16 protein-coding genes are annotated in these 12014 nt (G+C 39.2%); 15 read left to right on the top strand and 1 reads right to left on the bottom strand.

Annotated features, from left to right (window positions below; genetic code table 11):
* Positions 1–23: 23 nt before the first annotated feature.
* Complete coding sequence (locus HOO54_RS21925) at positions 24–260, top strand: hypothetical protein (protein ID WP_172299084.1); 237 nt, start codon at positions 24–26, stop codon at positions 258–260.
* 31 nt (positions 261–291) lie between these two features.
* Here HOO54_RS21925 and HOO54_RS21920 read toward each other — a convergent pair whose 3' ends face one another.
* Positions 292–633, bottom strand: coding sequence for a hypothetical protein (locus HOO54_RS21920; protein ID WP_172299082.1), 342 nt, complete (start codon positions 631–633; stop codon positions 292–294).
* A 55-nt stretch (positions 634–688) separates the two neighbouring features.
* Here HOO54_RS21920 and HOO54_RS21915 point away from each other — a divergent pair, with 55 nt between their 5' ends.
* From HOO54_RS21915 to HOO54_RS21850, 14 genes are all read left to right on the top strand, one after another.
* Positions 689–958: a YqaH family protein gene (locus HOO54_RS21915; RefSeq protein WP_172299080.1), complete on the top strand. Its 270-nt coding sequence runs from the start codon at positions 689–691 to the stop codon at positions 956–958.
* A 191-nt stretch (positions 959–1149) separates the two neighbouring features.
* Positions 1150–1707 (top strand): host-nuclease inhibitor Gam family protein, encoded by a 558-nt coding sequence (locus tag HOO54_RS21910; protein WP_172299078.1) that lies wholly within the window; start codon positions 1150–1152, stop codon positions 1705–1707.
* 2 nt (positions 1708–1709) lie between these two features.
* Entirely contained in the window at positions 1710–2642 is a 933-nt protein-coding gene (locus HOO54_RS21905; RefSeq protein WP_172299076.1) for an AAA family ATPase, read from the top strand.
* Positions 2642–3079: a DUF669 domain-containing protein gene (locus HOO54_RS21900; RefSeq protein ID WP_172299074.1), complete on the top strand. Its 438-nt coding sequence runs from the start codon at positions 2642–2644 to the stop codon at positions 3077–3079. Before HOO54_RS21905 ends, HOO54_RS21900 begins: the two co-directional genes overlap by 1 nt.
* A gap of 60 nt (positions 3080–3139) precedes the next feature.
* Positions 3140–5572, top strand: coding sequence for a phage/plasmid primase, P4 family (locus HOO54_RS21895; protein WP_172299072.1), 2433 nt, complete (start codon positions 3140–3142; stop codon positions 5570–5572).
* 275 nt (positions 5573–5847) lie between these two features.
* Positions 5848–6285 carry a hypothetical protein gene (locus HOO54_RS21890; protein WP_172299070.1) on the top strand — a complete coding sequence of 146 codons (438 nt, stop codon included), beginning with the start codon at positions 5848–5850 and terminating at the stop codon, positions 6283–6285.
* Positions 6282–6821: an ERCC4 domain-containing protein gene (locus tag HOO54_RS21885; RefSeq protein WP_172299068.1), complete on the top strand. Its 540-nt coding sequence runs from the start codon at positions 6282–6284 to the stop codon at positions 6819–6821. Before HOO54_RS21890 ends, HOO54_RS21885 begins: the two co-directional genes overlap by 4 nt.
* Positions 6818–6988: a Fur-regulated basic protein FbpA gene (fbpA, locus tag HOO54_RS21880; protein WP_172299066.1), complete on the top strand. Its 171-nt coding sequence runs from the start codon at positions 6818–6820 to the stop codon at positions 6986–6988. The genes HOO54_RS21885 and fbpA overlap by 4 nt, the downstream gene beginning before the upstream one ends.
* Before the next feature lie 2 nt (positions 6989–6990).
* Complete coding sequence (locus HOO54_RS21875) at positions 6991–7515, top strand: putative metallopeptidase (RefSeq protein WP_172299064.1); 525 nt, start codon at positions 6991–6993, stop codon at positions 7513–7515.
* A gap of 15 nt (positions 7516–7530) precedes the next feature.
* A complete protein-coding gene (locus HOO54_RS21870) occupies positions 7531–7935 on the top strand; it encodes a YopX family protein (protein WP_172299062.1) in 405 nt (134 codons plus the stop codon).
* A complete protein-coding gene (locus HOO54_RS21865; RefSeq protein WP_172299060.1) occupies positions 7932–8129 on the top strand; it encodes a hypothetical protein in 198 nt (65 codons plus the stop codon). Before HOO54_RS21870 ends, HOO54_RS21865 begins: the two co-directional genes overlap by 4 nt.
* A gap of 193 nt (positions 8130–8322) precedes the next feature.
* Positions 8323–8700: an ArpU family phage packaging/lysis transcriptional regulator gene (locus tag HOO54_RS21860; RefSeq protein ID WP_172299058.1), complete on the top strand. Its 378-nt coding sequence runs from the start codon at positions 8323–8325 to the stop codon at positions 8698–8700.
* Positions 8701–9809: 1109 nt separating this feature from the next.
* On the top strand, positions 9810–10304 hold the full coding sequence (locus tag HOO54_RS21855; protein WP_172299056.1) for a phage terminase small subunit P27 family: 495 nt from the start codon (positions 9810–9812) through the stop codon (positions 10302–10304).
* A complete protein-coding gene (locus tag HOO54_RS21850; RefSeq protein WP_172299054.1) occupies positions 10297–12003 on the top strand; it encodes a terminase large subunit in 1707 nt (568 codons plus the stop codon). Before HOO54_RS21855 ends, HOO54_RS21850 begins: the two co-directional genes overlap by 8 nt.
* Positions 12004–12014: the final 11 nt, after the last annotated feature.

Here is a 12014-nt window from a genome sequence, read left to right as displayed (position 1 = left end):
ATATCAAAAAAGGAGAAAAGAAAATGAATTCATATAGAGCAGAAATGAAGAAAGTAAAGGTTAAGACAGCTGATTACGAACAAGCTTTAGAGAACGCAGCTTATGATCTTATTCGACAACTCAAGTCTTTTTGTCAGACATACGGGGAGGTACTACACTGTTTAGATCAATTTTTATACAAGCCAAAGACAGAGCAATTAATTGCTGAGTATTCTAAAAAGCTTGTTAAACAGGAAATTAATAGCACCTTACTAAAATAAAAAAAGCGCCCTAAAGGACGCTAATAAATTACTAAACTAAATCCATGTAATTTGAAATAACAATATTTCCGTCAATTAAATCAAGAGTTTCAAATAATTGTGGCCGTAGCCCGTATTCTCCTTTGAAATTGAATATTGTTTCGCCAATATCTTTAGCCAAGTGATGATTAAAAGTTTCACAGTGAAATACATTTTGAATCGGCGAGATAAGGGCAAGAGAGTACTTGTATATACGGTCTGGTTCAACTCTTTGATTATGGGCAATATTTTCATAATCACATGAATAGTAAATGTGAACAGGTTCAATTCCATTTAGTACATGGTTTCTAACAATGTGTGAAAAATCATCTAGAGTTTTTGCGATAATTGTCATACTTTTCACCTCCTATCGTTCTGATAGGAACATTATACCAAAGAGGAGGATAAGCATGAATTTAAATAGATTTCTAAAGTCTGATCGTGAAAGGGCGGAAAGACTGATCAAATCAATGGATTTTCTAATCACTGAACTGTTACCAGATGCTATTGAGGACGGAGATTATGAAGGGTGTATTGAAATAGCAGGGTCGATGATTGCCCATTGTAAGGATCTTAAACGGATGGAGCATCCAGAACAAGTTGTTCAGTTGCATGAAATAGCGTCCCAACTCTTGAGTAAAGGGATAGACGTTTCAACTGTTAGGAGGGCGTATCAATGAATATCGAGCATCCAATCATTATAGAAATCAACCGTTACGGTTATCCGTTGGAATATTTGAAGTATGAAAAAGAGAAAGACCAAGACGATGAGGATAAATAAAAAAGCCGCCTTGGCAGAGGCGACAAAAAAACATAACTAACAATCTCATTTTAAATGGTGTTTAATACAAAATCAATACAGGAGGATTACATGAATCCACTACAGGCATTTGAATTAAGTGAAATTTCAAATAACAACCAAGCGTCGCAGGATCATCCACAGTTTGAGATCATGGATATGAATAGTCTAAATTGGGCTTTCAGAAAAATAGCTGCATTAAAAACACAGGAAAAAGAAATCAAGGCTCTTGCGGCAACCGAAAGGCAGCGTATTGAAGAATGGGAATCCAGTGAGCTAAAACCGATCAAAGATAATCTATCATTTTTTGAAGGTTTGGTTAGTGCTTATCATATCAAACAGCTTGAACAGGACCCGAAAACAAAAACTCTTTCCACACCTTACGGGAAATCAAAAAGCCGAGCGACTAAAGAACAGCCTAAACAGGCTGATAAAGAAAAGCTTCTCCATCATGTGAAAGAAGCCGGACTCACTGAATTTATCAAAGAAGATGTCAAATGGGGAGATCTTAAGAAGTCTCTTTCTATTAAAGACGTAGACGGCAAAAAAGTAGTGCTTGATGAAAATGGACAGGCTGTACCGGGAGTTGTAATTGAACCGGCTGTCATCAGCTTTAAAGTGGAGGTGTAAGAATGTTTGAAGTTACAGACGCGCAGCGTGAGAAAGAAAAGGCAATTGTGGGCTTTATCGGGCCAAGTGGGTCAGGGAAGACAGCCGGTGCTTTGCTTGTTGCTTACGGCATGATGAGAGAAGCATACCCTGAGGCAAGTGATAAGGAAGTGTGGTCAAAAGTCGGTGTCGTTGATACTGAACATCGTAGAGCCAAACTATATGCAAACTTGCAATTTGAAGACGTGCGGATCGGAAGTTTTAAACATATTGACTTTACTCCACCATACACAACAGAACGTTATCAAATGGCTGTGGAAGCTATTAAAAACGCAGGTGCTGAAGTTGTTGTGATTGATTCACTTTCCCACAACTGGCAAGGGGAAGGCGGAATAGTTGAAACACATGGCAGCATGTCCGGCAACTCGTTTCAGAATTGGGGCAAGCTTGCGCCAGAAACAACCAAACTTATTAAGACTTTGACGCAAAATGATGTCCACATCCTGGCGACATTGAGGACAAAAACGGAGTATGTAGTTGAGCCAGATCATAACGGCAAAATGGCTCCTCGCAAGGTAGGAACAAAGCCAGTTCAGAAAGATGAAATGGAATATGAGTTTATGCTTAATTTCAATATCGACGTTGATCATATGGCTGCAACGTCTAAAGATAATACGCGGATGTTTGAAGGCTCTTCTATCAAGATAAATCCGGAAGTGGGCCGTAAGCTTTACCAGTGGCTTGAGCTTGGCATTGATGTGAAGGCAGAAGAAGAAGCTGAACGTACTCGTTTGATTGATGAAATTAAAACAATTGTTGCTGGTAGCGAACAGGCAGCGCAGATGATTGAAGAATTTCAAATCAAAGCAGACAAAAAACTTGATCAATGGACTATTAAGCTGGCAAAAGCCGCAATTGATAGATTACAAGGTTTAAATACTAAGGAGGAAAAATAATGTTTAAAGTAGACCACAGTAAAGGCAAAGGTTTCGAACAAGTTAAACCAGGAGAATATGAAGCAATTGTAATTAATTATGAGGAAAAAACAGCATCATCCGGGAATCATCGTATTGTCGTTGATTATGAAATTCGTTCCGATGTTGAACAGCCATGTCAGGGACAAAAGATTCTCTATGACAATTTCACCGTTACAGAAAATGCAATGTGGAGATTTCATCTAGCATCAAAAGCCGCAGGTTTTCCAAATGGAATGGAATTCAAGGATCATATCGAATGGGCAAAAGCTTTCTTAAACAAGCCTATTCGCCTGGTTGTTGGAGAAAGACAATTCAACGGAAATAAATACCCAGAAGTAAAAGGATTTAAGCCGTCAGAAGCGCCAGCACTAGACAATGATCCAATTACCATCAGTGATGATGACGTTCCATTTTGATCATAAAAAACACATTTGAGGGAGTGTTTGACTCCCTCGATTTTAAAGGGGAGTTAGTAGATGTACGAATTTAAAAATATACCGCAAGAGCTTAAAAACGCTCCTCAGTGGATTTTATGGCGTTCTGAAGAACGTGACGGCAAGAAAACAAAAGTACCCTATCAAATTGACGGCAGCTTGGCGCAATCCAGTAATAAAAGAACTTGGTCAACGTTCCCAACTGTCATCAAGTTTTATAATGACCGAGATTATGACGGAATTGGCTTTATGTTTTCAAAAGATGATCCCTTCATAGGGATTGACATAGATCATTGTGTGGAAAACGGTGTATTGTCTCCATTCGCTCAAGAAATTGTACAGGCAATGAGTAGCTATACCGAATATTCACCAAGTGGCAAAGGTGTTCATATCATCACGAAAGGTAAGATTCCATTAAAAGGACCAGGCACAGGCAGGAAAAATCCTGAACTTGGTCTAGAGGTGTATCGTCACGGGCGTTACTTTACCTTTACGGGTAACTGTATTGAAAATAAATCTGTTGAAGAGCGAACAGGCGAGCTTAAAACGCTGTTTGATCAGTACTTGAAGGATAAACAAGTAAAACAGAAATCAGTCCACACATCGGCTTGCTCATTTAGTGACATGAGTAATCTCTCCAATAAGGAGATGTGGGAAAGGATGTTCAACAGCAAAAACGGGAAGAGCATTCAGGACCTGTTTAACGGTCATCTCATCAATAATGATCACTCTGCAACAGATATGACTCTATGTAACCACTTAGCCTTCTGGACGGACAAGGACGCTTCAAAAATGGATTCTATGTTCAGAGAGTCAGGATTATTTCGCGAGAAATGGGATAGGCAACATTCATCTGATGGTTCTACATATGGAGAAATGACAATTGCCGAAGCCGTTAATTCTACCCACACGACGATTTCTGACTTGATGGAACAGCAGCAAGAACAGCCGTATGAGGTGTATATATCACAACCTGAATCAGCAAAGGTTGAAGATACGGAAGAAATTATTGATACACCACCAACTTTTCATTTAACTGAGCTTGGAAATGCAGAACGGGTTGTCTATTATCATGGGAAAAATATTCGATACTGCAATGAACTTGATTGGCTCATCTGGAACGGAAAACGCTGGGAAGAAGACAGCAAACGAAAAATTGAAGCAATTACAGCTAAAACACTACGTGCTTTATATAGTGAGGCTCAGTCCACAGAAGATAAATTCAGAAAAAAACAGTTGAATGATTGGGCTAAGAAGTGCGAGCGCCGCAATATTCGAATGAACACTATTTTAGATGTTCGCCCGATGGTTTCAGTAAGAAAACAGGAATTAGACGCCCATCAGTATTTATTTAACTGCAAAAATGGCGTGATTGATTTAAAAACAGGCGAACTACTATCACATGATCGGGATTTGCTTTTCACTAAAATTTCTCCTGTTGCTTATCAAACCGATGCCGAATGTCCGCACTGGATGGCATTTATGGAGAGTATTTTTATAGATGATCAGGGGCAGCCAAATTATGAAATTATTGATTTTATGCAAAAAGCAATCGGCTACTCGTTGACTGGAGATACAACAGAACAAGTGATGTTCTTTCTGTTTGGTAACGGTCGAAATGGTAAGTCAACATTTATTAACACTGTGCAGCACCTATTTGGGGATTACGGAAGGCAGACGAACAGTGACACGTTCATAAGAAAGAAAAATGACAACACGATTAATAATGACATTGCCCGGCTGAACGGTGCCCGGTTTGTGTCGGCTGTGGAGAGTGAAGAGGGGCAGCAATTGTCTGATTCATTGGTTAAACAGATCACCGGAGGCGAAAAGATGTCAGCGCGTTTCTTGCGCCAGGAGTATTTCGAGTTTACACCGGAATTTAAAGTTTTCTTTACCACAAACCATAAACCGATTGTCAAAAATAGCGATGAGGGGATATGGCGAAGGATCAGGCTGATTCCGTTCACAGTGACGATACCGAAAGAAAAAGTGGATAAGAATCTCCCACAGAAATTAGCTACAGAAATGCCCGGAATTCTCCATTGGGCTGTCCAAGGTTGCCTCAAATGGCAGAAAGAAGGGTTGGGAGAGCCAGAAGACATTAGGAAGGCAACGGAAGGTTATCGTGAGGATATGGACATTCTGGGTCCGTTCCTTGATGAAAGATGTATTCAGCACTCGAAGGCTAAAGTAGAGGCCAAGAAGCTCTATAAAGATTACAAAGACTGGTGTTTTGAAAATGATGAAATTGAACTGAAGAACCGAGCGTTTTATCGTCAACTTGAAACTAGAGGATTTAAAAAACAAAAAGGCGCAAAAAACAAGACATATATTCATGGAATGACATTAAATCAATATGCCGGAGGAAGTTTTTTGCAGAATAATGATGGGCGGGTTACTGAAAGGGTTACTGAATTCCCTTCAAAAAGTAACCCAGATAAGGTTACTCCAATCAATAGAGAGAAGCTTTAACCATTGATATATAAGGGCTTGTGAAGACTTACATTATTTAGGGGTTACTAAGGGTTACTGAATTTTCTATGTTCCATCTACTGAAAAAAATAAATAAAAATAAAATATATATATATATATAAGTATATAGACTTTAATAGAAAAATAGGTAACCTTCGATAACCCAGTAACCCAAAAGAGCGTTAAACCCTTGATATGACTGGGTTTTGAGTGGGTTACTGAAATTTTAATTCGATAACCCTTTTAGTAACCCCTTTTTAAAAGAGGTGAAAATTTTGCACCCAAAACAAATTTGTGATGACCTTTCCTTTTTAGGATCACCTTTAGTCCTGGATGGAGACGACCTTTATATCGAGCACCCAGAAAACGTCTATCCAGAACTTGTGGAATTTGTACAGTCGCACAAGAAACGACTCATCCAGTATTTAAAAGGTGAATATACAGTGCAGGATCACAAAGTCAAACAGACGATAGATAAAATCATTCATTACTATATGGGCGTAGATCAAAAGATGAATCCGAAAATAGATGACTGGTTCAATCATGATTATGAATCAGCGTTGAAATTCGTGAAACTGTTAGTTCTATTTTGGGAGAACGGTTGGAGAGATTTAAAAGGCTCTGTGGCCAATTTTGAAAATGAAGAAACGGACAAGCTCTCTTTAGAAATCTATGAAAGGGCCATGTCTTACTTTAAGGGGAAGAAGCTATGACGATTATTCATTATAACTATTCAGAGGCAGAACTAAAGAACATTCTCGACAGCATGATCATCATTGTGGATACAAGAGAGCAAAAGAACCAGCATGTTCTTGAATATCTCCGCAAAAAGGATGTATCTATCAAATTCAAAGGGATGAAGACAGGCGACTATTCCGCGATGATTCCCAAAAACCAGGAATATGGTATCCACCGTGATATGTATTTAAACGCTGCTATTGAGCGAAAAAACGGTGTTGACGAATTGGTCCAATCCATTAAAGACCGTTCTCGGTTTGAAAATGAATTGATCCGAGCGTCCAAACACCCCTTCACTCTGCTTGTGGAGGATATCGAAGGTTATCAGAAAATATTAAACGGAAAATATCGATCACAGTATAAACCGCAGTCATTACTTGGTAGCTTAAAAACATTTGAAGTTCGATACAATTTCTCAACTGTTTTTATCAACCCGAGTGCGACCGGAAACTATATCTATCACCATTTTCATTACATGGCAAGGGAGCTATTAAAGGGGGGCCTTGTGTGAATGAATTAATGAAGGTCCTTTATTGTGAAAGGAAAAAGGACGAGCTTAAAGCGAGATTACTAAAACTAGGTTACTTTAAAACACCTGACGGACGGCAGCTGTATGAATTGTCATTAGCTGAATTAGATCGAATATTCAAAAAGAAATTGATTGAAAGGGGAAAATGATCATGACATTTGTAGGTTTTGAAGAATCACAAGAGGTAAGACAACTGGCTGAAAGTTTAATAGATAAGCATCATCCACATTTAAAAGATGCAAAGGAACATATAGGCTTTTACATCCGAGAAGGTAAGAGCAAATGGTCTGGTAAAGCGAAAAAATGTACTGCCTTTGAACGCCATATGACCGAGTACATGCTTTTCGTATTCATTAATGATGAAGCATGGAAAACGATGTCAGAGGAGCAACGCGCTGCATTGGTAGACCATGAACTTTGCCACTTTACCCGTACAGAATGGGAGGAACCAGATCCGAACGATAACCGGCAATGGCGCACTGTGTATGGACCAGCAGAAGATCCCGACAGTTGGGGAATCCGAGATCATGACGTTGAAGAGTTTTCCGAGATCATTGAGCGTCATGGCCTTTGGGACAGAGGGATTGAAACGTTTGCTGCAGCTGTTCGAGAAGCTGATTATCAAATGAATTTTGATGATTTGAACAGAGAGAAAAGGCTTCAGAGGGTGAAATGATTGGAGGTAAAGGAAATGAGAGAGATCAAGTTTCGAGGTAAACCGATTGAGGATTATGGCGATATTAAATGGTTTTATGGCGGTATCGACTTATACTATGATGAAAAATTAGCCTATATCAGTGCGCCTTATAATGGTCATGTACAGGTAGAGTGGGAATCAATTGGACAATACACCGGATTAAAGGACAAAAACGGTCGGGAGATTTACGAGGGCGACATTATCCTGCAGGAAGAACAGATACCTGGACTGTACGACGAACTAGAACCGTTTATAGGCGAAGTGAAAATGATTGATGGTACATGGTGCATTGTTAACGAGAAAAGAAAAGAAGCGCGCAACCTGTTTTCCGAAACAGCAACAAATACAATTTTAGGTGATATATATCGAAATCCTGAGCTATTGGAGGCGGCAGAATGAGTAAACTAGGTGAAAATATTATGCGACAAGAATTGAAAGGAAAATTCCTCTCTGGATTGAAGGATGATGAGCAAAAAATAAAAGAATTGGAAAGTCTGTGTTTATGGTCTATTAGAAGGCTTCATCAAACTTACAAAGATTTTGCTTATGATGAATACGAAAAAATAACAGGTGATAATCCTGAAAGATTTTAATACAACGACCAGGAAATAACGCCCTAGTGTTCAGTCGTAGTTGACTAAAAAATAACATAAGACGGGAAGGAGAATTATGATCTATCTAATTATAGGAACCATCATTATTGCAGCACTGTTGATTTGGATAGAGTTTACCGAAAGACGTATTGAAAAATGGGAAAAAGAAAAGTAGAAGAATAGGAGGGGGAGGATGTCAAAACAATTATCTTTTCTCGCTGATGTGGATGAGAAAGCCGTCCGCAAAATCGTCATCAAAGAATTGAAAAATTACCGTGCGCTTAAAGTCCAATTGGAGAACAAAAAGGAATGTTCATCTGCTGGCATAAATACTTTCCCGTCCCTCCGAGATTCATTAAATCTCAATGAACTCAAGGTCAAGCAGATGGAACGCGCCTTACAAAACAGCTTGGATGAAGAAGAACGGTTAATCATTGAAAAGAAATATCTAACTGCTGCAAGGGTAAAAGATATTCATATCTATATAGAACTCGGAATGAAAAAGGATACTTATTATGAAATCAAGCAACGCGCTATAAACCGTATAGCTACAGCACTCGGAATAATCTGAGTGCTTTTTTTATCGACAAAATCCCGACAAAAAACCGAGAAAATCCCGACATTTTTCCGATAAAATGGGGGACAAAAAGGGGGACTATTTATGTCTGCATTAGCGATAACATTTACTTATCAAGAATATATGGGAGATGCGTCTTTCCCTTATCAATGGCGTATCTGGATACGGAACAAAGGTGTTGAGGAATGAAGCCGAACGGGAGGAACATTCTGAGCCTGGATAGCGCTAGTCTTGCGGCAGCCGTATCGGGGAATAGTATTTTCATTGTACCCATGATCTTACTATGCTTGGCTTCCTCCCGGGGTATGTGTAAGTTCAATTTTATTAAATATAAGCGTGTTAATGGACTTGGTTGATGTTCTCTGTAAACCGTGTCCAGTGAATCTCAGATAAAAGGATTGATGGCAAAGGGAGCCTCTGAGTGTGGGCATGGTTTAGAAAGAATATATGGAGGTGTTATTCACTGCCGTTAAAAAGATGTAACGCACCCAGCTGTCGCGAGTATGTGGACTGGACAGAGAAGTATTGTTCCAAGCATAAGGGCTATGCTGACAAGCAATATAACAAGGCTGTGAGATACAACAGGGAGAACAATGATCTTTATTCCTATTACCATTCAAGAGAGTGGAAGTTATTACGAGAACAGAAGTTAAGAGAAAGTAACTATCAATGTGCTATATGCGCCTCACAGGAACGTTTAAACAAGTCTCATAGGTTAATAGTCCATCACAAGATAAAAGAGCTTAGAGACGTTTTAAACAACGATATGGAGCGTATGGATTTGAATAATCTTGAGGTGTTGTGTCAGTATCATCATAATCAAGTCACGTTTGGGAAAAAAGGCAAACAAACGGAATGATTTTTCCGGAAGTCCCCCCTAACTTTAACCGGGTACCAAAAAAATTTTTTCAGGCATCGGCGCCCCCTCTTCTTCGTAAAAATTGTTGAAATGAAATTTTGATTTTTACTATTTTGAGCCGTTTTTGAATATGTGTTCTTTGCGCTTGGTTCCTTGTCGCACATAAGTTGACCGGCGTTTTTGTTATGCGTTCATTTGTTGGAAAACAGTAGTGCGGAAATTCGCTGAAAGGTGGTGGTTTTTATTGGCGAGAAGAAAACAAATGACAGAAACATTAAAAGGACAAATATCTAAAGAAGAATTGCAGAAACGACAGCAGCAGGAAGAAAAATTAAAAGGTTTTACGCCGTTGCAAGAAAAACCACCCTACTGGCTTTCAACAATGGCTAAGAACGAATGGGAAAGGATTTACCCATATATCAGCGAACTACCGATTTCAGAATTAGACAGAACGCTGTTTGCCTTGTTCTGTAATAGTTATGCTCAATATAGGATAGCGCTGAATGACATTAACGAAAACGGTCAAACCATCGAAGAATTAAACAGCAAAGGCTGTCCAATTAAAAAGAAAAATCCTTCTGTGGACATCATGAACAGCATGTCAAAGGAGATACGTGGGATTGCGGGGCAGTTAGGTCTCTCTTTAGATTCAAGGCTGCGGCTTGTTGGTCTGGGTGAAGATGAGGGCGAAGAAGACCCAATCACAAAATTCATGAAAAGCCGTGGTAATAATGGTTGACCATGTAACAGCATATGCCCAAGCGGTGATTAGCGGCGAGATTGTTGCAGGTGAGTATATCATTCTTGCTTGCAATAGGCATATGGAGGATTTGGAAAGATCGAAACTTGCACCTTTCAATTATTATTTTGATGTGGAAGAGGCAAACGCAAGAATTGATTTTACTGAGATTTTACCTAACCCGGAGACTGGGGAGCCTGTGAAGTTGCTGTCATATCAAAAATGGATTATTGGCAGTATCTTTGGATGGAAGAGAAAAGATAACGATAACCGTCGTTTTAAAAGAGCGATGATCACAATGGCCCGGCGTAATGGTAAAACGTTTTTGATCTCAACGATGGGAACAAATGAATTTTTCCTATGCCAAACGCCATTGCGAAACAGAAAAATTGTTTTTGCTTCCAATGCCTTAAAGCAGGCCAAGCTTGGTTTTGAGTACATGAAAGATCAAATCCGATCTTTGACAAACGGCTCTAAAGCCATGAAAAAAAGAGTGAAAATTAATGATGCTGAAATTAAGGATTTATTTTCAGGTAGCACGGCTTATCCTATTTCCTCTGATACGTCTACAGGGGACGGATTTGCGTCTACGGTTGCTATCATTGACGAGTTTCACGAAAGTAAAGACTTGAAAATGTACAACCTTTTAAAGTCCGGGCAGATCGCTTTAAAAAATAGCTTGCTTGCAATCATTAGTACAGCCGGTTTAAATCCAAACGTACCAATGTATAAAGAAGTTCAGATGCTGAAAAAAGTGTTAAGAAAAGAGCGCACTATGGATGACTATTTCATCGCCATCTATGAACAGGACGATGTTGAAAAAGAGGCGGAGATTCCAGATACTTGGATAAAGTCAAACCCTATCTTGGAGCATCCTGAAATAGGCGAGACGATTATGGAGTCATTAAAATCGGACTTGGATACAGCAAAAGAGCAGCGAAACTTAAATGCGTTGTATGTGAAAAATTTTAATGTGTGGCGGCAAGTGAGTGAAGAAAGCTTTATCTCTATTGACGATTGGAACGCCTGCGCTGTAAAAGAAAAGCCGGATCTGGTTGGCAATGAGGTTTACATTGGCTTAGACATGTCGAGGTCCGATGACTTAACAGCTACCTCTTGGATTTATCCGTTAAACGACGATGCACAAAGATATTATGTGGATAGTCACTCTTTTGTTGCTACAAAAGGCGGCTTGGATCAAAAAATAAGTAGAGACAAAATTGATTACAGAGATATGGCAGATCAAGGTTACTGCACAATCACAAATAAAAAGACGGGGATTATCAATCAGCAGCAGGTCATTGACTATATTAAGCATAGAATTAAATCGCAAAAGCTTAAGGTCAAAGGTATTCTTTATGACCCTCATGCTATTTCTCTTGTTTTGAATGAGCTGGAAGAATACCCGTTAATAGAAGTTGGACAGGGAGCAAAGCGTCTTTCCCCACCAGCAAAGGATTTTAGGCTTTGCGTTTATGATCAGCGCATCATTCACGATGACAACCCTTTACTGACAACTGCCGTAAACAATGCAATCATCAAAGAATTTAATGATTTAATCAGGATTGATAAAGATAAGAATCGAGAAAAAATTGACCCGATCGCGGCGATGATCACGGCTCACTATGAAGCTATGTACTATTATACAGATGATTTTGATTGGAATAACTATTATGAGAGCGGCGATTTCACACTTTAAGCAAGGGAGGC

It is taken from the genome of Bacillus sp. WMMC1349, assembly GCF_013155385.1.
Classification (GTDB): domain Bacteria; phylum Bacillota; class Bacilli; order Bacillales; family Bacillaceae; genus Bacillus.
Note: the sequence above shows the minus strand (reverse complement) of the source record. Positions and strands in the feature narration are given on the sequence as shown.

Excerpts from the sequence above, each read along its gene's own strand:
- HOO54_RS21850 (WP_172299054.1), top strand. The coding sequence starts at position 10,297 with ATGGTTGACCATGTAACAGCATATGCCCAAGCGGTGATTAGCGGCGAG.
- HOO54_RS21920 (WP_172299082.1), bottom strand. The coding sequence starts at position 633 with ATGACAATTATCGCAAAAACTCTAGATGATTTTTCACACATTGTTAGA.
- HOO54_RS21895 (WP_172299072.1), top strand. The coding sequence starts at position 3,140 with ATGTACGAATTTAAAAATATACCGCAAGAGCTTAAAAACGCTCCTCAG.
- HOO54_RS21915 (WP_172299080.1), top strand. The coding sequence starts at position 689 with ATGAATTTAAATAGATTTCTAAAGTCTGATCGTGAAAGGGCGGAAAGA.
- HOO54_RS21885 (WP_172299068.1), top strand. The coding sequence starts at position 6,282 with ATGACGATTATTCATTATAACTATTCAGAGGCAGAACTAAAGAACATT.
- HOO54_RS21865 (WP_172299060.1), top strand. The coding sequence starts at position 7,932 with ATGAGTAAACTAGGTGAAAATATTATGCGACAAGAATTGAAAGGAAAA.
- HOO54_RS21925 (WP_172299084.1), top strand. The coding sequence starts at position 24 with ATGAATTCATATAGAGCAGAAATGAAGAAAGTAAAGGTTAAGACAGCT.
- HOO54_RS21910 (WP_172299078.1), top strand. The coding sequence starts at position 1,150 with ATGAATCCACTACAGGCATTTGAATTAAGTGAAATTTCAAATAACAAC.
- HOO54_RS21875 (WP_172299064.1), top strand. The coding sequence starts at position 6,991 with ATGACATTTGTAGGTTTTGAAGAATCACAAGAGGTAAGACAACTGGCT.
- HOO54_RS21905 (WP_172299076.1), top strand. The coding sequence starts at position 1,710 with ATGTTTGAAGTTACAGACGCGCAGCGTGAGAAAGAAAAGGCAATTGTG.
- HOO54_RS21870 (WP_172299062.1), top strand. The coding sequence starts at position 7,531 with ATGAGAGAGATCAAGTTTCGAGGTAAACCGATTGAGGATTATGGCGAT.
- HOO54_RS21900 (WP_172299074.1), top strand. The coding sequence starts at position 2,642 with ATGTTTAAAGTAGACCACAGTAAAGGCAAAGGTTTCGAACAAGTTAAA.
- HOO54_RS21860 (WP_172299058.1), top strand. The coding sequence starts at position 8,323 with ATGTCAAAACAATTATCTTTTCTCGCTGATGTGGATGAGAAAGCCGTC.